General features: G+C 42.9%; 21 protein-coding genes. 15 read left to right on the top strand and 6 right to left on the bottom strand.

From position 1 onward, the window contains the following. From ACYTXL_RS27355 to ACYTXL_RS27310, 10 genes are all read left to right on the top strand, one after another. Positions 1–395 (top strand): nucleoside/nucleotide kinase family protein (locus ACYTXL_RS27355; RefSeq protein WP_461927445.1); only part of this gene is annotated, 395 nt, incomplete at its 5' end. 20 nt (positions 396–415) lie between these two features. Next, positions 416–1,027 carry a glutathione S-transferase family protein gene (locus ACYTXL_RS27350; protein WP_461927444.1) on the top strand — a complete coding sequence of 204 codons (612 nt, stop codon included), beginning with the start codon at positions 416–418 and terminating at the stop codon, positions 1,025–1,027. 68 nt (positions 1,028–1,095) lie between these two features. Continuing rightward, positions 1,096–2,475, top strand: a complete 1,380-nt coding sequence (locus tag ACYTXL_RS27345) for an LLM class flavin-dependent oxidoreductase (protein WP_461927443.1) — start codon at positions 1,096–1,098, stop codon at positions 2,473–2,475. A 229-nt stretch (positions 2,476–2,704) separates the two neighbouring features. Beyond that, complete coding sequence (locus tag ACYTXL_RS27340) at positions 2,705–3,760, top strand: DMT family transporter (RefSeq protein ID WP_461927442.1); 1,056 nt, start codon at positions 2,705–2,707, stop codon at positions 3,758–3,760. Between the two features lie 356 nt (positions 3,761–4,116). Next, positions 4,117–4,893 carry a sulfite exporter TauE/SafE family protein gene (locus tag ACYTXL_RS27335; protein ID WP_461927441.1) on the top strand — a complete coding sequence of 259 codons (777 nt, stop codon included), beginning with the start codon at positions 4,117–4,119 and terminating at the stop codon, positions 4,891–4,893. A 27-nt stretch (positions 4,894–4,920) separates the two neighbouring features. Next, entirely contained in the window at positions 4,921–5,085 is a 165-nt protein-coding gene (locus ACYTXL_RS27330; RefSeq protein ID WP_461927440.1) for a hypothetical protein, read from the top strand. Next, positions 5,073–6,170, top strand: a complete 1,098-nt coding sequence (locus ACYTXL_RS27325; RefSeq protein WP_461927439.1) for an MFS transporter — start codon at positions 5,073–5,075, stop codon at positions 6,168–6,170. Before ACYTXL_RS27330 ends, ACYTXL_RS27325 begins: the two co-directional genes overlap by 13 nt. A gap of 68 nt (positions 6,171–6,238) precedes the next feature. Next, the gene (gene hpxZ / locus ACYTXL_RS27320; RefSeq protein WP_461927438.1) at positions 6,239–6,625 is read left to right on the top strand and encodes an oxalurate catabolism protein HpxZ; all 387 of its coding nucleotides are present in this window, start codon (positions 6,239–6,241) and stop codon (positions 6,623–6,625) included. A 528-nt stretch (positions 6,626–7,153) separates the two neighbouring features. Next, positions 7,154–7,630, top strand: a complete 477-nt coding sequence (locus tag ACYTXL_RS27315; RefSeq protein WP_461927437.1) for an NUDIX hydrolase — start codon at positions 7,154–7,156, stop codon at positions 7,628–7,630. Positions 7,631–7,784: 154 nt separating this feature from the next. Then, positions 7,785–8,324: a GNAT family N-acetyltransferase gene (locus tag ACYTXL_RS27310; protein WP_461927436.1), complete on the top strand. Its 540-nt coding sequence runs from the start codon at positions 7,785–7,787 to the stop codon at positions 8,322–8,324. Between the two features lie 50 nt (positions 8,325–8,374). Here ACYTXL_RS27310 and hisC read toward each other — a convergent pair whose 3' ends face one another. Beyond that, positions 8,375–9,424 (bottom strand): histidinol-phosphate transaminase, encoded by a 1,050-nt coding sequence (hisC, locus tag ACYTXL_RS27305; RefSeq protein ID WP_461927435.1) that lies wholly within the window; start codon positions 9,422–9,424, stop codon positions 8,375–8,377. Between the two features lie 251 nt (positions 9,425–9,675). Between hisC and ACYTXL_RS27300 the strand changes: the two genes are divergently transcribed. The 4 genes from ACYTXL_RS27300 to ACYTXL_RS27285 all read left to right on the top strand — a co-directional run bounded on the left by ACYTXL_RS27300 (position 9,676) and on the right by ACYTXL_RS27285 (position 21,732). Next, positions 9,676–9,831 carry a hypothetical protein gene (locus tag ACYTXL_RS27300; RefSeq protein ID WP_461927434.1) on the top strand — a complete coding sequence of 52 codons (156 nt, stop codon included), beginning with the start codon at positions 9,676–9,678 and terminating at the stop codon, positions 9,829–9,831. 7 nt (positions 9,832–9,838) lie between these two features. Then, positions 9,839–10,474, top strand: a complete 636-nt coding sequence (locus ACYTXL_RS27295) for an rRNA large subunit pseudouridine synthase E (RefSeq protein WP_461927433.1) — start codon at positions 9,839–9,841, stop codon at positions 10,472–10,474. A 151-nt stretch (positions 10,475–10,625) separates the two neighbouring features. After that, positions 10,626–16,157 (top strand): ATP-binding sensor histidine kinase, encoded by a 5,532-nt coding sequence (locus ACYTXL_RS27290; protein ID WP_461927432.1) that lies wholly within the window; start codon positions 10,626–10,628, stop codon positions 16,155–16,157. Between the two features lie 73 nt (positions 16,158–16,230). Further along, entirely contained in the window at positions 16,231–21,732 is a 5,502-nt protein-coding gene (locus tag ACYTXL_RS27285; RefSeq protein ID WP_461927431.1) for an ATP-binding sensor histidine kinase, read from the top strand. 5 nt (positions 21,733–21,737) lie between these two features. Here the strand turns inward: ACYTXL_RS27285 and fabD are convergent, their stop codons facing one another. Beyond that, on the bottom strand, positions 21,738–22,619 hold the full coding sequence (gene fabD / locus ACYTXL_RS27280) for an ACP S-malonyltransferase (RefSeq protein WP_461927430.1): 882 nt from the start codon (positions 22,617–22,619) through the stop codon (positions 21,738–21,740). A 204-nt stretch (positions 22,620–22,823) separates the two neighbouring features. Beyond that, positions 22,824–23,816, bottom strand: a complete 993-nt coding sequence (locus ACYTXL_RS27275; protein WP_461927429.1) for a beta-ketoacyl-ACP synthase 3 — start codon at positions 23,814–23,816, stop codon at positions 22,824–22,826. A 73-nt stretch (positions 23,817–23,889) separates the two neighbouring features. Between ACYTXL_RS27275 and ACYTXL_RS27270 the strand changes: the two genes are divergently transcribed. Then, positions 23,890–24,021, top strand: a complete 132-nt coding sequence (locus tag ACYTXL_RS27270) for a hypothetical protein (RefSeq protein ID WP_461927428.1) — start codon at positions 23,890–23,892, stop codon at positions 24,019–24,021. A gap of 10 nt (positions 24,022–24,031) precedes the next feature. On the opposite strand, the gene plsX is transcribed toward ACYTXL_RS27270, so the two are convergent. From plsX to ACYTXL_RS27255, 3 genes are all read right to left on the bottom strand, one after another. Further along, the gene (gene plsX, locus ACYTXL_RS27265; RefSeq protein WP_461927427.1) at positions 24,032–25,054 is read right to left on the bottom strand and encodes a phosphate acyltransferase PlsX; all 1,023 of its coding nucleotides are present in this window, start codon (positions 25,052–25,054) and stop codon (positions 24,032–24,034) included. 115 nt (positions 25,055–25,169) lie between these two features. Then, positions 25,170–25,340, bottom strand: coding sequence for a hypothetical protein (locus tag ACYTXL_RS27260; protein WP_461927426.1), 171 nt, complete (start codon positions 25,338–25,340; stop codon positions 25,170–25,172). Between the two features lie 64 nt (positions 25,341–25,404). Beyond that, a complete protein-coding gene (locus tag ACYTXL_RS27255; RefSeq protein WP_461927425.1) occupies positions 25,405–26,889 on the bottom strand; it encodes a leucyl aminopeptidase in 1,485 nt (494 codons plus the stop codon). Between the last annotated feature and the right edge of the window lie 92 nt (positions 26,890–26,981).

Raw genomic sequence — 26,981 nt, 5'->3', positions numbered from 1 at the left:
TGGGGCCTGGGGGTAATTTAATCTACCAGGCACATGGGTTCGACTTGGAAACAGATGCTCCAGTGGAAGAGGCACTTAATAAAGCCAATCCTGGAGACATCTTTCTTTTTGCTGCCAGTTTTCTGCTACGACCAGAGATTGTCTCTTACTTTGACTATCGTATCTATATAGATACAGATTTTGAGGTGGCCGAGCAGCGTGGGGTAGATAGGGATACAGCACGGCTTGGATCTTGGGAAAACGCAATTCGTCTATATCGTCAGCGATACCATGCCGCACAACGAATCTACTTTGCGGAATCTAATCCTGTGCAGTATGCCGATGCTTTATTGAAAAACAATAATTTGGCAGAACCGATTCTCTTCTTGAGAGCAAATAATCTGTTAAAAGGATAAACGTTTGAACCCAGTATCTAATGACGATCGCGCTTTTTATGAAACTCTTCTATACACCTAACTCGCCCTATGCACGCATTGCACGGATAGCAACACTAGAACTGAACCTCAGCAATCAGATCGAAACCCAAAAAGTCATTGCACGAGATCCGAACAGCGACCTACTGAATTACAACCCTACAGGTAAAGTGCCAACGCTAGCAACTGACGACGGATTTATTTTGAGTGAAACACGTATAATATGCGTCTATCTGAATCACTTAAATCCTGAGATCAAACTAGTTGCTGACATTTCTAATGGCTTTTTGCAGCAACTTGAAGGTATGACTGGCGGGTTCATAGATGGCATTGCTGTCTGGGTACGGGAGTTAAGGCGTCCCCTGAGTGAGCAGTCTTTTGAAGTGATCGAGTTTGAGCATGAGCGGGCGTTGAGAATTTTGGACTATTTCGAGAAGATATCAGATAAACTCGACCAAACTCCGAAACTTGCTCATATAACCCTCGCCTCTGCACTTGGACTAGAAATCCGTCTTCCTGATCTGCAATGGCGGCAGAAATATCTAAAACTTGCCCATTGGTACGATGAATTCTCTAAACGATCCTCCATGCAAGTAACAATACCAGAGTCCTAATAACTAACACTTTCTTGTTGCAAACAAGAGAACGAAAAAAGCATAAGTACGCCCTCGCAAATACAAACATGAGTACAAAAAAACAACTTAAACTCGGAGCATTTTTACCCGGTAGTGGTCATCACGTCGCAGCATGGCGACATCCCAACACCCCGGCTGATGGAGGTCTGAACTTCCAACATTACAAACACCTGGCACAAACGGCTGAACGGGGTAAATTTGATATGCTTTTCCTCGCAGATGGTTTAGCCGTCTGGGATCGAGGGCAAGGGACTGAGGCTTTTAGCCGTTCGGGACAATTCAGTGTCCACTTTGAACCTTTAACCTTGTTGTCGGCTCTGTCTGCGGTGACAGAAAATATAGGATTGGTGGCGACATCATCAACGACTTATGATGAACCTTTTCATCTCGCTCGCAAGTTTGCGTCACTGGATTATCTCAGCGGTGGTCGGGCTGGATGGAATCTTGTAACCTCTGCTGCTGAAGCCGCAGCGCAGAATTTCAGCCAAGAAAACCACCTAGAACACTCGCTGCGCTATGAACGGGCGAGGGAATTTGTGGATGTTGTCACCAAACTTTGGGACAGTTGGGAAGACGATGCTTTCCTCCACAATAAAGAGTCAGGTATTTACTTCGATGCAGAAAAGTTGCATATTCCCCACCACAAGGGTAAATATTTCTCGGTGCGCGGGCCGCTGAATGTGGCGCGTCCACCGCAGGGGTATCCAGTAATCGTACAAGCTGGATCTTCTGAGGCTGGCCAGGATTTGGCTGCTCAGACAGCAGAGGCGATCTTCACCGCTCAACAGACACTGGCAGAAGCTCAAGCGTTTTATGCCAACGTCAAGGGGAGATTGGCTAAATACGGACGTTCCCCTGATCATCTCAAGATTATGCCAGGGGTATTTCCGGTAATTGGTAAGACTGAACAGGAAGCTAAGGATAAATATGAGCAACTTCAGGAGTTGATTCATCCCCTGGTAGGATTAGGGCTGCTTTCTGGGCTAGTGGGTGGTCATGATTTGTCTAAGTATCCCCTAGATGGGCCACTGCCTGATCTGCCAGATACCAACGGTGGCAAAAGCCGCTTGCAACTGATCACCGATCTGGCCCGCAGAGAGAATTTAACAATCCGGCAACTGTATTTGTGGATTGCAGGAGCGCGAGGACATCGAACGATTCTCGGAACACCAGAACACATTGCCGATCAGTTAGAAGATTGGTTCGTCAATGGTGGAGCTGATGGATTCAACATCATGCCGCCGTGGTTGCCTGGAGGTTTAGATGAATTCGTGGATTTGGTAATTCCCGAACTGCAACGCCGAGGAATATTTCGTACTGAGTATGAAGGCAGTACTTTGCGTGAAAATCTCGGTTTGCCCCGTCCGGTAAATCAGTTTAGCACAAATATTGCTCCTGAACCTGTGAGCGTTGGTTCCTTGCCATAGTTTTGATTGAACAACTGGCAGTGTTTTTGAAGCGACGGCTTTGATTTCCTCAAACTTTTAGGACTTACGCAAAACTAGACGCTGTAGGGGCAATTCATGAATTGCCCCTACCGAAAAATAAGGGTTTCAGCTATTGTTTGCGTAAGTCCTGACTTCATCTGGTTTGTTAATCCAGTGGTTTCAGTTATAAGTTGTTCCACATTCAACTTGCATAATTAGGGCGGGCAAGATGCCCACCCCACAAGAGTTATGTTTAATTCCGTTATGCAAATTAGATGTTTTTCAGCTTACAATCAAGTCGTCTCTAAGAAAACTTTTTATCGTGTTGGGCATCTTGACGGTTCTACTATCCTCCTTTGTTTTGACGTTTCACAACGTTACTGTCCGAGTTTTGTTTTCAGAACATCTCGTACTGGGTTTATTTTTACTCGGTGGATACGTTAAACCGGATTTGCAGAATTCATTCTTGCTGATGTTCATGCGAATGCTGCTAGTGGTTCCACTCATGGCATCTCTATCATTCAAGCTATATCCATCTGCTGGAAAAGAATTAAAAGACTTATTCAATCGCGATCGCAGGGATGTTCTAATCCAAGCCTTTGGCTGTGGGGTATTGATGTTTGTGTATATTGCCTCACTCTACATTGCTATTGGCTTAATTCCCACAGGCATTGCCTTGACCCTCTTCTTTACCTATCCCGTATTTACAGCCTTACTGTCTTGGAGGTTTTTTGGCGATCGCCCCACATTGTTCCGTTGGCTGGTGATGGGTATTATTCTGGTGGGAAGCGCTCTCACCATTCCCCAATCTTCTGCCACCTACAGCAGTCATATCATTGCGATCGGCATTTTCGCTAGTTTTGGCGCTGGGATCGTTTACGCCTTTTATTGCATCATTGCTCAAAAATGTTTAGAAAAATTCCATCCAATTCCCTTTACCTGGATCAGTTTTGCCTCCACTCTACTGCTCTCTGGTATTAGCTTACTGTTTTGGCCAGCTGCGATCGCCCAACTTGACTGGACACCCCTATGGATTGGCAGTATCTTTTCGGGTCTTGTCAGCTTTATCGGACACACCCTAAACAATGTGGGGATTCGGATGGTTGGCGCATCTACCGCCTCCATTATCGGTTCTAGCAGTCCAGCATTGACAGCGCTAGTCGCCTGGATAAGCATTAGCGAAACTTTAAACTTGATTCAGAGTGTGGGGATTGGTGTTGTCACATTGGGGATCGCCTTACTTAGTGCCGAAGGCTTTGTGAAATCTCTCAAAATTAGGAGTTAATTGGGCATGGGGAATTTTAGAATACTTTACAGCGCTTCTGTCTTGAGTCGAATACAGACCTAACAAGAACAGCCCCTTCCCTACTAGCTTTGGGGAGTAAGATTCAAAGCCATTTTATTAACAGAAAAACTTTTATCCTCTGCTGTGGTGATGGTAGGCGATAACTTCGTTAAGCTTCTCTACCAGATGCTCCGCGAAGGCTAACGCTCACATGACATCATTGGAGCCAAGCACCATCACATTGCTTCAATTGGTGTTACCTATGGCTATGGAACTGAGGAGGAATTAAAAGCTCACGGTGCTGACTTCATTGCCCATTCTCCAAGTGATATTCCCAAATTAATAATTCGTAAATAATGCCGCCATCATTAACACTTTTCCATAGTTTACTTCTGTTTAGTACCGCTTTTATTGCAGGCGGTTTGAACGCTGTGGCGGGTGGTGGAAGCTTTATCACGTTTCCAACTCTCATCTTTACGGGTGTACCGCCGATCACAGCTAATGCCACCAATAATACTGCAATTTGGGTGGCGGCTTTAGCAAGTGCTGGAGCATATCGTCAAGATTTAGGTATCGAGCGGCGAGATTTTTTACTTCTATGTGGTGTCAGTTTATTTGGTGGCATGATTGGCTCCATAGCTTTGTTGTATACATCACCAGATGTATTTAAAAAGCTGATTCCCTATCTGCTGCTGCTAGCAACAGTTGTGTTTACCTTTGGTGAACCGTTCAAAAAGTGGTTGCAGCGTCAAAACCAGAATACATCACCGGAATCTGTACCCTTGTTTAATTTGGTACTGGCTCAACTTGCGATCGCAATCTATGGCGGTTTCTTCGGCGCAGGTTTAGGAATTTTAATGCTGGCAACTCTGACATTTTTAGGCATCAAAAGTATTCACAAAATGAATGCTTTTAAGACATTTTTAGGGAGTTGTATCAATGGTATTGCGATCGTTCCATTTATTTTTGCAGGTGTGATTGCTTGGCATCAAGCTATTTTGATGGCAGTTGGTGGCTCTCTTGGCGGTTACTTAAGCGCTCATTATGCTCGTAGACTTGAACCCCACTTAATTCGGAAATTTGTCATGATTGTTGCCTTCAGCATGACTGCCTACTTTTTTATTCACGGTTAAGAACTGGGAACTACTCAGGGGTGATGTATGGAAGCATCAAAAAAATCACAAGTCATGCTGCGTGCTTTTAGTTCCAGAAATTTTCGCCTGTACTACATAGGTCAGGCAATTTCTCTGATTGGTACGTCAATGATCCAAGTGGCTGCTGGCTTGTATATCGCCTCACCGATTCCGCTTGGTTGCTGGGTCTAGTGGGCTTTGCCAGCCAAATTCCCACGCTTGTGTTGATCCCTCTGGGTGGAATCATCGCCGATCGCTGGAATCGTCATCAAATTCTGCTGGTTGCCCAGATTTTGGGGATGCTTCAATCTTTAGCTCTGACGTGGCTAGCCCTAAGCGGTACGATTAATATCGAGTACATTGCAATTCTTGGTGTGCTGCAAGGGATTATCAACGCCTTCGATATTCCGACTCGGCAGGCATTTCTTCCAGAAACAGTTGCTAAGGAAAATCTTGGTAATGCCTTTGCTTTGTACTCTTCTCTGGTGAGTGTGACGAGTATGTTGGGTCCTGCGATCGCAGGTTTGTTGATTGTGGCGGTGGGATCGGGGCTGTGTTTCCTGATTGATAGCATCAGTTACATTGCTGTAATTATTGCCCTCTTAGCAATACGGCTGACATCCAGAAAAGCCGTCATTTCCACACGCAAACCTTTAGAAGAATTGAAAACTAGTTTTAACTATGCCTTTGGGTTTTTGCCAATTAGATCAGTCTTGATTGGTTCAGCTTTAGTCTGTTGCGTGTGGGGATTTTACTTAGCTTTGGGGCCGATTTTTGCCAAAGATATTTTGCAAGGCGGCCCTAACACCTTCGGCTTCTTGATCACAGCTTCCAGTTTAGGAACCTTAGCTGGTGGTATCTATTTAACTAAGTATAGTAATGTACTGGAGTCGGGTAAAGTTCTAGCATTGGGTATAGGTTTTATGGGGATAAGCTTGATTGTCTTTGCCCTATCCCGCGTGTTCTGGCTTTCGCTACTCTCATTATTTGCAGCGGGTTTCGGCTTTATTTTGCAGATAATTGCCGGACGCACTTTGCTTCAGATGTTGGTGAGCGATGAAAATCGCGGACAAATTACAGGTCTTTACGTTATGGCATCTACAGGCGCAGTACCTATAGGAAACTTAATAGCTGGCGCACTAGCAAGTAAAATTGGTAGTAGCAATACTGTCATTCTTGGTGCAAGTATTTGTATTGCAGGCTCAATTTTCTTTATGCAGCAAATCTCCACCTTCCGTGATCTGGTTTGTCTGAATCTACATGCTGAAGGATCTTAAAAGAAAAATAGCTCTGACTATTTGAAAGAGCGCATAATCAGCCATAATACCAAAAATTGGTAACAACAATGACTACTATAAATGACCCTACTGTTGTAACTGAAGTAACTGATTTGTACCTCAAGTATGAAAAAGCTCTTGGTAATAACAATTTGGAGGTGATGGATAGCTTGTTTTGGGATGCGCCAGAAGTAGTGCGGTTTGGGATCACAGAAAACCTCTATGGCAGCGAGGAGGTTCGTAACTTTCGCCAGAATCGACCAAACCCGAAAATAGAGCGAGAAATCTTGAATCTCAAGGTTGTAACCTTTGGGAAAGATGCAGCAACAGTGACTTTAGAATTTCGCCGTAATATTAATGGTGTAGAACGTTTCGGGCGACAAAGCCAGACTTGGTACAGGTTTAGCGAAGGATGGAAAGTGGTTTCAGCCCATGTTTCATTATTGCCAGTGTGAATTTCAAAACTATGATTAGCATTACCAAAATTGCCCCAGATATTTTTGAGTAGAGATGACAACCTATCCCGTCGCCTCTATATAGCAATCCTAAATCATTCGTGAAAAGTTAGATCCCTGACTTCTTTGAGAAGTCGGGGATCTGGACACCGACAATTTTCAAAAATCAGATAGGATTGCTCTGTTTATTGCTGCTTTTACTGGCAAAGAACCATTTTATTTCTGGCAGCAACTTGAGCATCCGATGGGTATAATAAGTAGGAAGGCACAATTAAATATAAGATAAAACCTCACCCTCAATCCCTCTCCTTAGTAAGGAGAGGGAAGCCAGAGGCAGAGTAAGGTTTTATATTTAATTTGACCCACTTACTTACTACCTTTACCAGATTTAAAATCATTAGAAATAATTACTGCAAAAAGCAGAAAAATAGAGGTTTAAATATGGTACATTCATTTAATTGGATTGTATTAAAATCTAGACATATACTAAAAGATAAATGGATTTCAGTACGGTCTGATATTTGCCAAATGCCCAACGGAACAATAGTTGACCCCTATTATGTTCTTGAATATCCAACGTGGGTAAATATTGTAGCTTTAACCAAAAATCAGGAAGTTATTTTAGTAAAGCAATATCGGCATGGTCTGAAAAAAACAATTCTAGAATTGCCTAGCGGTGCTGTAGAAGCTGAAGATATTTTCCCAGTGGAAGCTGCAAAACGCGAATTATTGGAAGAGACTGGTTACACTAGCAATAATTTTATTGCAACTGGTATATTATCACCAAACCCAGCTAATCATAGCAATTTAACACATTGTTTTTTAGCAATAGATGTAGAACGTGTAGCTGATTTAAAGTTAGACGTTACCGAAGAAATTGATGTGGTTTTATTACCCCTAGATAAGGTAATTGAAGGTATTGATAATGGTATATTGCTGCAAACATTACATATTAGTTCATTATTCTTTGCTCTAAAAAAACTTGGTAAAGTGCAATTTTATTAGTTATTTAGCTATAGTTGCCTTTTTCAATAACCATCATGAAAGGATAAAAGATATATGATTGTAACAATTTAATTTGATCGCGCTATAAACAATGAAGTGCTTACTACATACTAGGCAAAGATAAACTAGACAATGGCTAAAGGAGGATTCACCAATGATATTGGAAACCCAACGCCTATTCTTGCGGGAAATGACGCTTTCTGACCTCGACGCGCTACTGCTTGTCCTCGGCGATGCAGAGTCGATGCGCTACTATCCAAAGCCCTTTGACCGCGAGATGGTGGAAAAGTGGATTGATCGGCATCGTTGCAACTACGCACAGCACGGCCTCGGCTTGTGGGCGATGGTTCTAAAGGCGACGGGCGAGGTAATCGGCGACTGTGGATTGGTTTGGCAGGAGGTAGAGGGACACCAAGAACTCGAAATTGGTTATCATGTCCGCCGTGACCAACAAATGCAAGGTTACGCAACTGAAGCCGCATGTGCTTGCCAGGAGTATGCCTTTAACGTGCTGGATAGTGATCGCGTCATTTCCCTGATTCGCCCTGAAAACATCCCCTCTCGGCGTGTAGCTGAGAAGAACAGCCTCAAAATCGTTCAGGAGACACTCTGGCGCGACATACCGCACTATATATATGCTGTGCAGCGCTCAGAAAGTAAACTTTTTGCAACAAGCAACTTCTCAGAAGCATAGAAGTCAAAATTCAAGGCGTAGTCGGGGTTTTAGACCCTCTGTTGCCCACTCTATAACAAATAAATCAACGCCTCCACTAAAGCCTGATTTTGTTCATTAGTACCAACAGTAATGCGTAATTTATCATCTAGTCTTGGCTGCTTGAAGTAGCGGATTAAAATTCCCCGTTCTTTCAGTTTCTGATAGAGATATTCTGCGTTTCCTTCTCTTGGTTGTGCCAACAAAAAGTTAGCTTGAGAATCCCAAATATGAAAACCTAATTGTTTTAACTCTGTTGCTAACTTAGTCCGCGATGCCTTAATCTTTGCTACACAAGCATTTTTATAAGCTTGGTCGCTAATAGCAGCAGACCCAATTGCACAAGCGATCGCATCAATGTTATAGCTATCTTTCACCTTAAATAATCCATGCAGCAATTTGGGATTTGCGACTCCAAACCCCAGGCGCAATCCTGCCAATGAGTACCCTTTAGAAAGTGTCCGAATCACGATGATGTTTTCATATTCCTTTACCAAAGCCAAAGCATTCTCTTCGCTAAAATCTATATATGCTTCATCGATCACTAAAACTCCAGATAACTGGCTGGCTAATTTTCGTAGATCATTTGTTGCTACCACATGCCCCGATGGGCTATTAGGTGATGCAATGAATGTCACAGAACCATCGACAGCAACCAGTTCTTCCAAAGGTAAACTGTAGTCCTCGCTGTAGGGAATCTCAATAATTTCCGCAGCTTGCATTTCTGTTAATGTGCGATATAAGACGTAAGTTGGCATCGGATAAACTACCTTCTTCCCAGGTTCTACACAAGCTCGAATTACTACACTCAACAACTCGTCACTGCCATTTCCGACAATTATCCAATCGCTAGGAACTCCTAAAACTTTACTTGCAGCTTGCCGGAACTCTCCCCCGAAAGGTTCTGGATATCGCCGCAACCACTCGCCATCGATATTTCGCAGCACAGCTAATGCCGCAGGCGAAGGAGGATAGGGGTTTTCGTTGCTGTTGAGTTTAATAATCTGTGCACCGCGTTGGGGCTGTTCACCGGGAATGTAGCTAGCCATTGCGTCAACATTAGAGCGAAAGTAGTTGCTCATAGGGCATGGGGTATGGTAAAAACAGATTTTTATAAGTTAGGAGTTGGGAGTTAGGAGAGACGCGATTAATCGCGTCTGTACAGGAGTTGGGAGAGACGCGATTAATCGCGTCTGTACAGGAGTTAGGAGTTGACTAGGCATTCAATCTTTTTTATTTTGATATATTTAATGCCTAAACCTTGCATAATTTTGCTCAGTAAGCACTCGTCAGCCCCTATGGGGAGAAGCGAGAAGCAGGAAAAGAATAACTAATGCCCAATACTTCTCTACGAGAGGCTGCGCCAACGACTTCGCTCAGTACAAGTGCCCAATACTTCTCTACGAGAGGCTGCACCAACGACTTCGCTCAGTATAAGTGCCCAATACTTCTCTACGAGAGGCTGCGCCAACGACTTCGCTCAGTATAAGTGCCCAATGACAAATCATTACCGATATATTATTTTTTACAAACCCTATGGCGTTCTCAGCCAGTTTACAAAAGATGCTCCCACACATAGCACCCTGAAAGATTATATTAATGTACCTGATGTGTATCCTGTGGGACGCTTAGACTGGGATAGTGAAGGGTTGCTGCTGTTAACGAACGATGGACAATTGCAACATCGTCTCGCCCATCCGCGTTTTGGTCATAAACGTACTTACTGGGTACAGGTAGAGCGAATTCCAGATGCAGATGCAATAAAAAGGTTGCAAATAGGTGTGGAAATTCAAGATTACCGCACTCAACCAGCAGAAGTTAGGTTGTTAACAACAGAACCACAGCTACCTGAACGCACCCCACCGATTAGATTTCGCAAAAATGTACCGACAGCTTGGCTGGAAATGACTTTGACAGAGGGAAAAAACCGCCAAGTACGGCGCATGACTGCGGCTGTAGGCTTTCCGACTTTACGGCTGGTTAGGGTCAGCATAGGCCACCTACAATTAGATGACCTACAATTGGGTCAATGGCGCGACCTTACGACATTTGAACTCCAATTTCTGCATAATTTCAGTAAATCGAAAAGTTCTCCTCCAAAGGCAAATGCTCGTCCCAACTTGGAAGTTTGAAGGGCATTTTTGGTAAGTTAAGTTTTAACTCTATTCTGGGTGAGTGTACAAAATTTTTCATTGAAATTCCAGTATAAATCTTGACTCTTGCTTGTAAATAACTTCATATATCTGGGAATACTTAATATACAAGTCTTCAGGATTTAGCAGTATGGTTAGTACAAGAGTCAATATTCCCGGATATCAAGTTAACGAAGAACTCTACAATGGTTCCAGAACTCTGGTTTATCGCGGGTATCGAGAAACTGACTCCTTACCAGTGGTGATTAAACTGCTGAAAAATCCTTATCCGAGTTTCAGTGAACTGGTGCAGTTTCGTAATCAGTACACCATTGCCAAAAATCTCAACTCACCTCTAATCATCCAAACCTACAGCCTAGAACCTTACAAAAATGGTTATGCGTTGGTGATGGAAGACTTTGGGGGAATTTCTCTTAAAAAATGGGCAACAGAGGAAAGTCTAGGAAATCTCACTGAGTTTTTACACATAGCGATCGCACTGTGCGATACCTTAGATATACTCTACCGCGATCGCATTATTCATAAAGATATTAAACCCCTGAATATTTTAATTAATCCAGAAACAAAACAAGTTAAATTAATTGACTTTAGTATTGCATCTTTACTACCACGAGAAACTCAAACGCTCATCAGTCCCAATGTGTTAGAAGGGACACTCGCTTATATTTCCCCAGAACAAACAGGAAGAATGAATCGCGGGATTGACTACCGGACTGATTTTTATTCTTTAGGTGTAACTTTCTACGAATTATTAACGGGAGAATTACCGTTTCAATCAAACGACCCGATGGAGTTAGTGCATTATCATATTGCTAAACTTCCGCCAAATATGAATAAACCTCACCCGCATAAAGCACCCTCTGCTTACCAAGGAGAGGGTTGGGGTGAGGTTGCTTTGACTATTCCCCAAGTTCTTTGTGATATCGTGATGAAATTGATGGCAAAAAATGCCGAAAACCGCTATAAAAGTGCATTAGGACTGAAATTTGATTTAGAAAATTGTTTAATTCAACTTCAAGAAACTGGTGAGATTAAGAGTTTTCCAATTGCTCAAAGGGATGTGTGCGATCGCTTTATTATCCCTGATAAACTCTATGGACGAGAAACAGAAGTAAAAAACCTACTCCAAGCATTTGAAAGAGTTAGCCTTGGTGCCACAGAAATGATGCTCGTAGCTGGTTTTTCGGGTATTGGTAAAACCGTTGTAGTTAACGAAGTTCATAAACCAATTGTCAAACAACGCGGTTATTTTATCGAAGGCAAATTTGACCAATTTCAACGGAATATTCCCTTCAGTGCATTTGTGCAAGCCTTCCGGGACTTAATGTGGCAATTGTTAACAGAAAGCGATGCTCAAATCCAGCAATGGAAAAGCCAAATTCTAGCAGCTATTGGAGAAAATGGACAGGTAATTATTCAAGTTATCCCCGAATTATCAAGAATTATTGGTCAACAACCACCTGTAACAGAATTATCAGGAACTGCGGCACAAAATAGATTTAATTTATTATTCCAGAAATTTACCCAAGTGTTTACCAGTGTTGAACATCCATTAGTGATGTTTTTAGATGACTTGCAATGGGCTGATTCGGCATCACTGATGTTAATGCAGTTATTAATGGCTGATACAAAGCATCTTTTCTTAATTGGTGCCTATCGTGATAACGAAGTCAACCCATTACATCCGTTAATCTTGACTTTGAATGAGATCCAAAAAACAGCAGCCACGATTAATACGATTACTTTAGCCCCACTGAGTCAAGGGCAAGTGAATCAATTAATTGCTGATACACTTAAATGTACAGAAAATTTGGCATTACCTCTTTCTGTACTGGTATCTCAAAAAACTCAAGGTAATCCATTTTTTGCTATCCAGTTTCTCAAGGCATTACATCAAGATGGATTAATTGAATTTAACTTAGAGTCAGGGTATTGGCAATGTGATATCACACAAATAAATCAGCAAGCGCTTACAGATGATGTTGTTAAGTTCATGGTATTACAATTACAAAAGCTGCCTGAATCAACTCAAAACGTATTGCAGTTAGCGGCTTGTATTGGCAATCAATTTGATTTATCAACTTTGGCAATTGTTTCGGAATCATCAGAAATTAAAACGGCTGCTAGTTTATGGAAAGCTTTAGGAGAAGGGTTGATTTTACCCCTTACTGATGTTTATAAGTTTTATCAAGATTCGTCATTGGTTACTTGTACTGAGCCTTGTCGAAGTATTGGTCACTTGTCATTAGAAAATAACAAACAAATGACAAATGACAAAGGACAAAGGACAGCTTCATATAGATTTTTACATGACAGAGTACAACAAGCTGCCTATTCTCTAATTCCTGATAACCAAAAACAAGCTACTCATCTCAAAATTGGCCAATTACTTCTACAAAATTCCTCTGTGAGAGAACAAGAGGAAAAACTGTTTGATATTGTCGGGCATTTGAATCTAGGACAAGAGTTAATTACCGAATCAAGCGAACGAGAAGCCTTGGCTCAACTTAACTTGGCAGCAGGAGGTAAAGCCAAAAATTCTACCGCTTATGTTGCGGCAAGAGTCTATTTACAGATCGGGATTGAGCTACTCACCTCCAACTGCTGGAAAGATCAATATGAATTGACCCTCAGTCTCTATGTTGCCGCTACCGAAGCCGCCTACTTGAATGCTGACTTTGATGGTATGGAACAGATAGCGGTACAGGTGTTGCAATCAGCCCAGACGATTTTAGACAAAATTAAAATTTACGAAATTCAAATTGCTGCCCAGACAGCCCAGACCAGACTATTAGAAGCGATTACACTGGGCAGAGATGCACTCTTAGAATTGGGAGTTGAGCTATCTATCGAGCCAAACGATGCTGAGATTGCTAAAGCTCTACAAGTTCTTGCCAGTCAACTCGAAGGCAAACGAATTGAGGAACTGGCTGACCTACCAGTGATGACTGATCCCCAAGCAAAAGCAGCCATACAATTGTTAGGAATGTTGTTTACACCTATTATCCAGAGAATGCCGGGTTTATTGCCCCTAGTTAGCTCGAAAATGGTGAGTCTATCGCTTCAGTTTGGGAATACACCCGCCTCCACGGTAGGGTATGTGCTTCACGGAATGGTGCTGTGTACCTTTTTGGGAGAGGTCGAAACAGGCTATGGCTTTGGGCAATTGGCATTTAATTTGCTCGATCGGTTTAATGTGCGGGAATTCAAATCCATAATTCTAATGTTGTTTGGCGGCTTTATTCAGCATCGCCAAGAGAGCTTTAGGGCAACGATACCGACACTGAAAGTTGGTTTTACGTCTGGTATGGAAACTGGCGATTTTTTACACGCTGGTTATAACGTTTGTTGTTACAGCTATGCCGGCTTTTGGAGTGGTGCTGAACTAAGCAATTGGGAATCAGATATAGCAAATTACAACGCTGTCTTGACTCAGGTGAAGCAACATTCTGCTCAGACCCATTTAAATCTTATGCGGCAGACGGCAGAGAACTTCAGGGAAACCCGGATTCAGCCGGATTGTTTGAGTGGCACTATCTATGATGAAATCATGATTCCCAAGCTTCGCCAGGCTAATGAAGTTTCGGTGATGGCCGAGATATATATCCACAAACTTTTACTTGCCTATTCTTTTGGTAACTACAAGGCTGCGAGCGACTACATTGACCAAGCCCAGCAGTATTTGATCGCAGTAGCAGGAGTGATTTTTGCGCCGATTTTCCATTTCTATGCCGCCCTGACGCACCTGGCACTATTTCCCAAGCCAGAAATTGAGCTTTGTGTAATTCTCGCCGAGGTACAAATCCATCAAACCACTCTGTACCAATGGGCGCAATATGCTCCCATGAATCATCTGCATAAATGGCATTTAGTTGAGGCTGAAAAACAACGAGTGTTGGGCAATAAAACAGAAGCACTTGAACATTACGATCGCGCTATCTCTCTCGCCAAAGAAAACGAATACGTTAACGAAGAAGCACTTAGTAACGAACTAGCAGCCAAATTCTACCTCAACTGGGGTAAAGAAACAGTCGCCCAAGCATATATGCACCAAGCATACTACTGTTACGCTCGTTGGGGCGCAAAAGCCAAAATAGAAGACCTAGAAAAAGGCTATCCCCAACTACTTCAATTTATTCTGCAAGAGCAACGAAATAACCTCAACTCCCTAGAAACTATTAGCTTTAGTGGCACTTCTTCATCTTTTCGCACTTCTAGTATTAGCAACAGCAGTATTCCCAACGTTCTAGATTTTACCTCTGTCCTTAAAGCCGCTCAAGCTATCTCCAGTTCTCTAGAATTAGACACACTCATCGCCAGTCTCACCCGGATTATCCTAGAAAACTCTGGCGCGAACAAATCTGCACTAATTCTTCCCCAAGAAAAGGACACTGCCGTGCGGGGGTTGCCCCCGTTGAGCCAAGTGTCTGATGATACTTGGCAAGTTAGGGCAATTACTTTTATTGCTCATGAGGAAATACAAACCATTCTTGAGCCACAATCACTCTTCAATTGTCAAGATATTCCCGTAAATATTATTCATTACGTCAAAAATACCCAACAAACAGTTGTAATTAATAATTGTAAAACAGATATTCCTGGTTTAATTGGCAAGTATATGCTGCAACATCAACCCCTGAGTGTATTTTGTACTCCAATTCTTAATCAAGGGCTGATGGTGGGGATTCTCTACCTAGAAAATAGCTTAACTTCTGGCGTATTTACTAGCGATCGCCTCAGTATAGTTAACTTACTTTCTTCCCAAGCAGCAATATCCCTAGAAAATGCTCGACTATATCAACAAGCTGGGCAAGCATTACAAGACTTACAACAAGCCCAATTACAAGTTGTTCAAAGTGAGAAAATGTCTGCATTGGGTAACTTAGTTGCTGGGGTAGCCCATGAAATGAATAATCCTTTAGGCTTTATGTCTGCCAGCCTCCAAGAAGCTAAACCCACCATTGCAGATATTTTTGAACACTTGAAACTATATCAAGAAAGTCTACCCAATCCAGATGATGAAATCAAAGACCATGCCGAAAAAATTGACTTGGATTATACCTTAGAAGATTTACCCAAGATTATTGATTCAATGGCGATGGCGTGCAATCGCCTGGAAAATATCAGCACTAGTTTAAGAACTTTTTCCCGCGCTGATAAAGATTACAAAGTGCCATTTAATATCCATGAAGGTATAGATAGTACGATTTTAATTCTCAAACATCGCCTGAAAGCAAACGAACAACGTCCAGGAATTGAAGTGATAACTGATTATGGCAATTTACCTAAAATTGAATGTTTTCCTGGACAATTAAATCAAGTATTTATGAATCTTCTGGCAAATGCCATTGATACTCTGGATGAATCAAATATAGGACATAATTTTCAAGAAATTAAGGCCAATGCCAACCGAATTATAATTAAAACTTCCCTAAAAAGTGAAGGCGTGAAAATTGCGATCGCTGATAATGGTCAAGGAATGAATGAATCAGTCAAACAAAAGATATTTGACCACTTATTTACTACAAAAGCTGTGGGAAAAGGGACGGGATTAGGATTAGCGATCGCTCGTCAAATTGTTGAAGAAACTCACAGTGGTAAATTGAGTTTTAACTCTGTTCTGGGTGAGGGTACAGAATTTATCATTGAAATTCCTTTGTAAATTTTTGCTCTTTTGGTAAACAACCTCAGATATCCGGGAATACTAAATCTAAAAGCCTTAAGAATTTAGCAGCATGGTTAGTACTTTTGTCATTATTCCCGGATATCAAGTAAGTGAAGAACTCTACAATGGTTTCAGAACTCTGGTTTATCGTGGCTATCGAGAAACTGACTCCTTACCAGTAGTGATTAAACTACTGAAAAATCCTTATCCGAGTTTCAGTGAACTGGTGCAGTTTCGTAATCAGTACACTATTCTCAAAAATCTCAACTCACCCCTAATCATCCAAACCTACAGCCTAGAACCTTACCAAAATGGCTATGCGTTGGTGATGGAAGACTTTGGAGGGATTTCTCTAAAGGAGTGGGGAGTAGGGAATGGGCTTGCCGTGAGCGTAGCCGAATGGGAGTGGGGAGTGGGGGAAAGCGTAGAATCTCTGATAGAGTTTTTAGAAATTGCGATCGCACTGTGCAATACCTTAGATGTATTGTATCGAGAGCGGATTATTCATAAAGATATAAAACCCGCCAATATTTTAATTAATCCCGAAACAAAACAAGTTAAATTAATTGACTTTAGTATTGCATCTTTACTACCACGAGAAACCCAAACACTAATTAATCCCAATGTCTTAGAAGGGACACTAGCTTATATTTCGCCAGAACAAACCGGGAGAATGAATCGGGGAATTGACTATCGGACTGATTTTTATTCTCTGGCTGTGACATTCTACGAGTTACTTACTGGTGTTTTACCATTTCAATCAAACGATCCGATGGAGTTGGTGCATTGTCATATTGCAAAACTTCCACCCCTAGTACATGAAATTAACCCACAAATCCCGTCTGTAGTCTCGGAGATTGTCAGCAAATTGATGGCAAAAAATGGTGAAGACCGCTATCAAAGTACCTTGGGACTGAAATTTGATTTAGAAAATTGTTTAACTCAACTCCAAGAAACTGGTAGGATCGGGGGCTTTGAAATTGCCCAAAGGGATGTGTGCGATCGCTTCATCATCCCTGATAAACTGTATGGACGAGAAACTGAAGTATCAATTCTACTCCAAGCCTTTGAAAGAGTCAGCGTTGGCGCAACAGAAATGATGTTGGTAGCTGGTTTTTCGGGAATTGGTAAAACTGCGGTTGTCAACGAAGTTCATAAACCAATTGTGCGGCAACGGGGTTATTTTATCAAAGGTAAATATGACCAATTTCAACGAAATATCCCCTTCAGTGCCTTTGTGCAAGCATTCCGGGATTTAATTGGGCAATTATTAACTGAAAGTGATGTCCAAATCCAGCAATGGAGAAACCGAATATTAGAGGCAGTTGGAGAAAATGGACAAGTAATTATTGAAGTTATCCCCGAATTATCAAGAATTATTGGTGAACAACCAGCCGCCATAGAATTATCAGGAACGGCGCCAGAAAATAGATTTAATTTATTGTTTCAAAAATTTATCCAAGTTTTTACCAGCTTAGAACATCCCTTAGTGATGTTTTTAGATGATTTGCAATGGGGAGATTCAGCATCGCTGAAGTTAATGCAGCTATTGATGGCTGATACAAAGCATCTTTTGTTAATTGGTGCTTACCGTGATAACGAAGTCAATCCGGGACATCCATTGATGTTGACTTTGAGTGAAATTCAAAAAAACCAAGCAACGATTAGCACGATTACTTTAGCCCCACTGAGTCAAGAGCAAGTAAATCAATTAGTTGCAGACACATTAAAATGTAAGGAAAGTTTAGCATGGAATCTTTCTAAATTAGTCTATCAAAAAACTCAAGGAAATCCGTTTTTTGCTACACAGTTTCTCAAAGCATTGCATCAGGATAAGCTAATTGAATTTACCCCCCCATACCCCCCCCTTGGTAAGGGGGGGTGGCAATGTGACATTGTACAAGTGATAACTCTTGCGGTTACCGATGATGTTGTCGCCTTTATGGGTTTTCAGTTGCGAAAACTGTCACAATCAACTCAACAGGTGTTACAGTTAGCTGCTTGTATTGGCAACCAGTTTGATTTAGAAACTTTAGCAATTGTTTGTGAACAATCCCAAATCGAAACGGCTTCATATTTATGGAAAGCGTTGCAAGAAGGGTTGATTTTACCGATTAGTAATATTTATAAGTTTTATCAAGGAGAAGAATGCGAGCAATTAGCGCTGTCATATCAGAATACCAGTAAACAAATAGCCAAATATAGATTTTTACATGACCGAGTACAACAAGCGGCTTATTCCCTGATTCCCGATGAGCAAAAAACAGCAACTCATCTCAAAATTGGAAAATTACTACTGCACAGTTCCTCGGAAGTAGAACTGGAAGAAAAACTATTTGATATTGCCCTGCATTTAAACCAAGGAATTGAGCTAATCACCGAACCGCAAGAACGGGAAGCCTTAGCCCAACTTAACTTAAAAGCTGGAGTGAAGGCGAGAAATTCTACAGCTTACACTGCGGCAAGAGTTTATTTGCAAACAGGGATTGACATACTGACAGCCAACTGCTGGCAAGATCAATATGAATTGACTCTGAATCTCCATGTTGCTGCTACCGAAGCCGCTTATTTGAATGCTGATTTTGATGGTATGGAAAAAATAGCAGCAGTGGTGTTACAAGAAGCTGAGACGATTTTAGACAAAATCAAAATTTACGAAATTCAAATCGTCGCCCAGACAGCCCAGGGCAAGATATTAGAAGCGATTGCAGTGGGAAGAGATGCACTCTTTCAATTGGGGGTTGAACTCCCCATTGCACCTGAGGAAGCCAAAATTGCTCAAGCCCTACAAACCGTAGCCAGTCTTCAAGGTGACAGAGAGATTGAGGAATTAGTCGATCTACCTGTAATGAGCGATGGCTTCTCTTCGAGACGCTGCGCGAACGCCGGCCGCAGGCAACGCCACACTCAGGCAGCTATGCAACTGTTAGGAATATTATTTTCACCAATTCTACAGGCAATGCCCGGATTACTGCCCATACTGAGCGCAACGATGGTGAGTTTATCACTCCAGTTTGGGAATGCACCAGGATCAACGGTGGGGTATATGATTCACAGTATGGTGTTGTGTGCTTTTTTGGGAGAAGTGAAATCTGGGTATACCTTTGGGCGATTAGCAATAAACTTGCTTGATCAATTTAATGTTGGGGAATTCAAGTGTAAAGTTCTACTTCTGTTTGCGAACTGGGTTCAACATCATCAGGAATCTCTCAGGGCAACGATGCTGACGATGAAAGATGGCTATGCAACTGGTATGGAAACTGGTGATTTTCTCAACGCTGGCTACAACTCCCTCAATTACCTCATTGCCAAACTTTTTGCTGGGGTAGAACTGGACATTTGGCAACCCGAAATAGCAGCTTACAGGGCTGTCTTAGTACAGATAAAACAACATTCTGCCCAGACTTATTTGGATATGATGCAGCAGACTGTGGAGAACTTGAGGGAAGCCCGTATTCTGTCGGATTGCTTAATTGGCAATGCCTACGATGAAACGGTGATGCTTCCTAAGCACCATCAGGACAAGGATCTCACAGCGATCGCTATTGCTTACACTTACAAACTGATGCTTGCCTACTTTTTTGGTAACTACAGGGCTGCCCTAGACTATAACGCCCAAGCCAAACAGTATTTAATGGCAGTATCAGGGATGATTTTTATTCCCATTTTTCATTTCTATGCAGCCCTGACGTATTTGACACTCTTGTCCACACAGCCATCGGAGCAAGGTGAATTTCTCGTCTTGGTGGAAACCCATCAAACTATTTTGCAAGAGTGGGCGGAAAATGCCCCGATGAATCATCTGCATAAATGGTATTTAGTTGAGGCAGAACGGCAACGGGTTTTTGGCAATAAAGCCGAAGCAATTGAACATTACGATCGCGCCATCATTGGAGCCAAAGAAAATGGTTATATTCAGGAAGAAGCGGTGGCTAATGAACTAGCCGCAAAATTTTACCTCCACTGGGGTAAACAGGAGATTGCCCAGTCATACATGACGAAGGCTTACTATGGCTATGCTCGTTGGGGTGCAAAAGCCAAAGTCGCTGACTTGGAAAGACGCTATCCCCAACTCCTGGCTCCTATTCTCCAACAAACTCGCACTACCTTCTCGGTTAACGAAACCGTCTTTGCATTAGGAACAGTCACCTCAAATAGTTCTTCTAGTTCCTCCAGCGTCTGTGATTCTCTCGATTTAGCTGCTATTCTCAAGCTTTCCCAAAGTATCTCAGGTGAAATCGAACTGGAAAAACAGCTCTCATCGTTGCTTTTGATCGTCATCGAAAATGCCGGGGCTGATAAATGCGTGCTAATGCTGTTGCGAGATGATCGCCTGCTGATCAAAGGGTCAATTATTGAGGGTTCGGAGCCGATAGTATTGCAGCGCCTTCCCGTTGAGGAGAGTCAAGATATTCCTCTAAAGCTGATTTATAAAGTGAAGAACAACAGGGAGACTGCTGTGCTGCTTGATGCGACGGCTGATCCGATTTTAGCCAATGACCCGTATATCATGCGTCAGCAGCCCAAGAGTATCTTGTGTAGCCCGATTTTGCATCAAGGCAAGTTGCTGGGTATTTTATATCTCGAGAATAATTTAGCGACGGGGGCATTTACAAGCGATCGCGTCGAACTCCTGAATTTACTCTGCACTCAAGCGGCGATTTCCCTAGAAAATGCTCGACTTTATGAGCGATCGCAGCAATATGTCCAACAACTAGAACAGGCATTACACAACTTGCAAAATGCCCAATTACAAATTGTGCAAAGTGAGAAAATGTCTGCATTGGGCAATTTAGTTGCTGGTGTAGGTCACGAAATGAATAATCCTCTTGGTTTTATTACTGCTAGTCTCCAACAAGCTAAACCTACCTTCGGTGATATTATTCAACATTTGAAAATATATCAAGAAAGTTTCCCCAACAAAAATTATGAAATTATTAACCACGCTAAAAAAATCGACTTGGATTATAGCTTAGAAGACTTGCCCAAAATGCTTGATTCTATGTCTATTGCGTGCGATCGCCTGGAAAATATCAGCACTAGTTTAAGAACTTTTTCCCGCGCTGATAAAGATTATAAAGTGCCGTTTAATATCCACGAAGGTCTTGACAGTACGATTTTAATTCTCAAACATCGCCTGAAAGCAAACGAACAACGTCCAGCAATTGAAGTGATAACTGATTATGGTAATTTGCCGCAAGTTGAATGTTTTCCTGGGCAATTAAATCAGGTATTTATGAATATTCTGTCCAATGCCATTGATGCGCTGGATGAATCAAATACGGGACGGAGTTTCAAAGAAATTAAGGACAATCCCAACCGAATTACAATTAAAACCTCACTGGTAAATGAAGGCGTGAAAATTGCGATCGCTGATAATGGTAAGGGGATGAGTGAAGACATCAAACAAAAGATTTTTGACCACTTATTTACTACAAAAGCCGTGGGGAAAGGGACAGGATTAGGATTAGCGATCGCTCGTCAAATTGTTGAAGAAACCCACGGCGGCAAATTGAGTTTTAACTCTGTTCTGGGTGAGGGTACAGAATTTATAATTGAAATGAAGTTATAAAAAAATTAAACAGGTAAATCAGCAGTACTCTGGATATTTTGTAATATTAAATCAGGGCTATTACGTTTAATCAAGCCAGTTAGAACTTTACCAGGGCCAATTTCAATTACTTGCTGGATACCGTTGGCTGGTAATTGCAGAGAAATTTCTCGCCATCTTACAGAACCAGTCATTTGTTTGTTCAGGCGGTGCTTTAAAATCTCGGCATCAATAGACGGAATTGGTTCGACATTAGACAACACTGGCACGCTAGCTGGCTGAAATTCCACAGATTCTAAAATATCTTGGAATTGGGCAGCTGCTGGTGCGATTAAATGTGAATGAAATGCTCCAGAAACTTTTAGGGGAATAGCACGCTTTGCTTTAACTTGAGACAGCACCGCTTGTACAGCCTCAGTCGTGCCTGAAATTACCACCTGAGTCGAGCTATTGTCATTTGCTAGCACCACATCAGGGGTTTGGGCAATGACTTTTTCCAACTGTTCGCGGTCAAAGTTTATCAAAGCCGCCATCATCCCACCGACGGCACTATCCATAAGTTCCGCACGACGCTTCACCAAATATAAACCAGCCGACCACTCAAAGACACCCGCTATGTAAAGGGCAGTATATTCTCCCAAACTGTGACCAGCAACTAAATCTGGCTGGTGTCCTCGTTCTCGGAGAAGGTCAGCAAGAATGCTTTCTACCACATAAAGAATTGGCTGGGTATATAGCGTCTGTGATAACTTTTCTTCTTCGTTTTGAGAGATTTCTGTTACAGACCAGCCTAAAATTTCCTCGGCTTGGGCAAGCTTGTCTTTAGCGGTAGGTATATCTAATAAGTCAATTCCCATTCCCAGCGTTTGGGAACCTTGTCCGGGAAACACCCATGCAGTTTTAGTCATTGGTCATTAACAAAGAACAAAATATTCACTGAATTTTAGATTTTAAATTTTGGATTTTGGATTATTCAATCCAAAATTTAACAAGGTCTCAGAGCAAGCGAATTTCAACGCGAGAACAAATCTAAAATCTAAAATTCTTGATCGTGGGTGTGTATTCATATGTGGGATCAATCTAAAATCTAAAATCCAAAATCCAAAATTGAGTCACCTTCCCCATTGAAAAATTGCCGCGCCCCAGGTAAGACCGGCACCAAAGCCGGATGCAGCAACGATGTCATTGGGTTTAATTTTACCTTGCCGCACTGCTTCATCCAAAGCTAAGGGAATGGAGGCAGCAGAGGTATTTCCGTAGTGAGCGAGATTACTGATAACTTTATGTTCTGGGACATTCAGGCGTTGGGCAACGGCATCGATAATTCGCTGATTGGCTTGATGCAATAACAGCCAATCTATTTGGTCAATACTGAGGTTGGCTTGAAACAAGGCTTTATCAATGATTTCTGGGACTTTTTGGACAGCAAAGCGGTAGACTTCTTTGCCGTTCATTGTAATAGGTTGGTAAGTGCCTTTGGTGATATTTACACCGGGGAGCAGTTCTTGGGAAGCGCCTGTGTATGCAAGGTTCAGGTGATGATTTTGAGTGCCATCACTTTTGAGTGCAAATCCTAACAAGCGATCGCTTTTAGAAGCCTGCAATACTACTGCCCCTGCACCATCACCGAACAATACACAAGTACCCCGATCTTGCCAATCTACCCAGCGAGAGAGAATGTCTGCCCCGATCAAAAGTACATTTTGATAGACTCCTGTTCTAATGTATTGGGCTGCTGTAACCAGACCAAACACAAAGCCGGAGCAGGCAGCAGTCAAGTCAAAGGCTACTGCGTTGGTGGCTCCCAATTGAGCCTGTACTTGACAAGCACTACCAAACAAATCATCAGGGGTGGAAGTCGCCAGCAGAATCAGGTCTAGGTCTTCTGGTTTAATTCCCGCAGATGCGATCGCCTGACTGCTGGCGGCAGTAGCGAGTACACTCAAGGACTCAGATGGCAGCGCTAATCGCCGTTGACGAATTCCAGTTCTTGTAGTTATCCACTCGTCTGATGTTTCAACCAGTTCAGTCAATCTCTGGTTGTGTAGGCAAGTTGCTGGTACTGCCGAGCCACTTCCGGTAATTGCTACACCTAAATTTTGCACTCCTAATCTCCAAGCTATCAGCTTTTTGCCTTTTCTCCCTTGTCCCTTGTCCTTTGTCCTTTGTCCTTTGCAAATGACCAATACTTCTCTACGAGAGGCTACGCCAACGACTTCTCTACGAGACGCTACGCGAACGCTACTTCTCTTCTTAGGCTGCGCCAACGACGCCGCTCAGTACAAGTCAGTACAAGTGACCAATGACTAATGACTAATGACTAACCGCTCTCGCGCTCTAGGATATATTGGGACTGAATTCGTTGTATCACCTGGTTGTCAACGGCTTCTTTGGCCATGCGAATTGCATTAAAAGTTGAAGGAGCTTGCGAGCTACCGTGACCGATAAAACAGACTCCTGCCACGCCTAACAGCAAAGCGCCGCCGTGTTCGGCGTGATCCATTCGCTGCTTAACCCGTTTCAGGTTTGGTTTTAAGAGTGCTGAACCGATTTGACCATGCAATCCTTGGGGTAATTCTTCCCGCAGAATTTGCAGAATCACTTCTCCGACTGCTTCGGCAAATTTTAACAATACATTGCCCACAAAGCCATCGCAGACAATTACATCAAAGCGACCGGAAAGCACATCACGCCCTTCGGCATTGCCAATGAAATTAATTTGGGAATTTTCGCGTAGCATTTGGTGGGCGCGGACGGCTGCATCATTGCCCTTAGAGTCTTCTTCGCCGATATTCAGCAAACCTACCTTAGGTTCGGTTGTACCCAAGACATACTGACTGTAAACCGATCCCATGACGCCAAACTGCTCTAAAAACTTGGGACGGCAATCGACATTTGCGCCAACATCAAGTACCAGCACTGGCTTCCCAGCAATAATCGTGGGAAAAACTGTCCCGATCGCTGGGCGGTCAATTCCCGGTAATCGTCCTAAGCGGAGTAAAGCTGATGCCATAGCTGCCCCAGAATGACCGGCAGAAAATACCGCATCTGCCTGTTGCTGCTTGACCAAATCCATGGCCACATTGATAGAAGCCTTGCGTTTGCGTCTAACTGCGTTTAAAGGCTCCTCATCCATTGCGATCGCTTCCTCCGCAGTCACGATCTCCACCTGCCCTAAACTTGTTTTTGATGGCAAGGCAGCTTCTATTTGTTGGGGATCACCAACCAACAATATATCTACACCCAATTCTTCTCGTGCTCGCATTGCGCCAGCAACGATTTCACCGGGTGCGTGATCCCCTCCCATTGCGTCAATTGCGATCCTTACGCGAGTCGATCTCATTGCTCACAGCTTCTAGAAACCTTACAAATTTTACCAGATGGCTTTGCCGAAAAAGCTTAACTTTCTCACTGCCAAATTAATTCTGTTACTATTGCAACAATTTTTGCTGGCAAGCTTAAGATAGCACGAATTGTTCGGTATTGGGCACTTGTACTGAGCGTTCGCGTAGCGCGATGCCCTGAGCTTGCCGTACCACTTCGTGGAAGCAAGCTACGCGTAGCGTCTCGTAGAGAAGGGTCTCGTAGAGAAGTCGTTGGCGCAGCCTAAGAAGAGAAGTATTGGGCATTGGTTATTCTCCTCATCTCCCTCATCCCCCTCATCTCCCCACGCTCCCCCTACTCCCCAGCACCCTACTCCCCACTCCCCAGCACCCAATTAACTAGCGTCCGAACGCCGTAACCGGTTGCCCCTGCGCCGTTGTAGCCATTTTCTTTATCTGTCCACACTGGTCCTGCAATATCTAAGTGCGCCCAAGGGGTTTCTTTGATGAATTGTTTGAGGAAAAGGGCAGCAGTAATAGCACCACCTTGACGCGGGCCTGTATTTTTCATGTCCGCGATGCCAGACTTTAGCCCTTCAAAATATTTTTCTTCCATTGGCATCCGCCAAATTTTTTCTCCTGAAGTTTCAGCAGCTTTCTCGATCTGGGAAGCGACAGCATCATCGGGAGTGTACAAACCAGCAATATCATCACCCAAGGCTATGACGTTGGCACCAGTTAGGGTGGCTAAATCGACGATCGCATCTAAGCCCAGTTTGTCGGCATACACTAAGGCATCTGCTAGGGTTAAACGTCCTTCAGCGTCAGTGTTGTTGACTTCGATTGTTTTGCCATTAGATGCTGTGAGAACGTCTCCAGGGTGCATGGCGTGACCGCTAATCATGTTTTCAGTCGCCGCAGAAATAAAGTGAACTTCAACATCTGGCTTGAGTTGAGCAATTGCTTTTGCTGCGCCCAACGTGGCAGCTGCTCCGCCCATATCCATTTTCATGGTTTCGATGCCGCTACCAGCACCTTTAATGTTGAGTCCGCCGGAATCGAAGGTTACACCTTTACCAATTATTGCTAATTTCTTTTTGGGTGTACCTTCTGGCTTATAAGTCAAGTGAATGAATTTCGGTGGCAAATCGGAAGCTTGGGCTACTCCCAAAAAAGCACCCATGCCCAACTTTTCACAGTCTTCTCGTTCCAGAATTTGCAGTTGTAAACCGTGTTCTGTGGCGATCGCTTGAGCAGTTTCGGCTAAAGTAATTGGTGTGACTGCGTTAGCTGGCGCTGCTACTAACTGCCGTGCCAAAATTACCCCGGAAACGATTTGATTGGCGCGGGTGATGGCTGCTTCTTGCCCACCAAAACCTAGTAAATCTACGGTTTCTATTTGTGATCCTTTATCTTCTACTGGTTCAGATTTAAAGCGAATATCTTCGTAAAGTGCTAATTCGACACCTTCGGCGATCGCTTGGGCAGTTGTGGCTGGATCGTTGTTCCATAATGGAAAACTAAATCCCAGAATTTTGCTTTTTTGCTTTTTTCCTACCCTGGCTACAGCCGCAGAAGCCCGTCGCAGAGTATCTGGTTTTAGTGCATCTGGTTTACCCAAACCTACCAGAATCAGTTTACGCACTGGGCTACCAGCATTTACACGGGTGAAGATTGTCGTGTTGGCTTTACCTTTAAATTCTTCTTCAGCAATCAGTTCTTTTAAGATCCCGGAAAACTTTTGATCTAAAGTAGCTAATTCTCCGGTTAACTCTACTGCATCTTCAAATAATCCAATTGCCAAACTATCGCCCGCCCACTCTAGCAAAGGCTGATCACTAGGTTTAATTGTCATTTTGGGATTTTGTGTAAATATTCCTTCCTGTACCAGTATTGCTCAAAATTCTTGTTTCATGGTGAGGGGAGTGGGCAAGGTGGGAACCCCAC

The sequence above is a fragment of the Nostoc sp. genome (assembly GCF_054880495.1).
The sequence above is the reverse complement of the archived record's forward strand: the minus strand, read 5'-3'. Positions and strand labels throughout refer to the sequence as shown.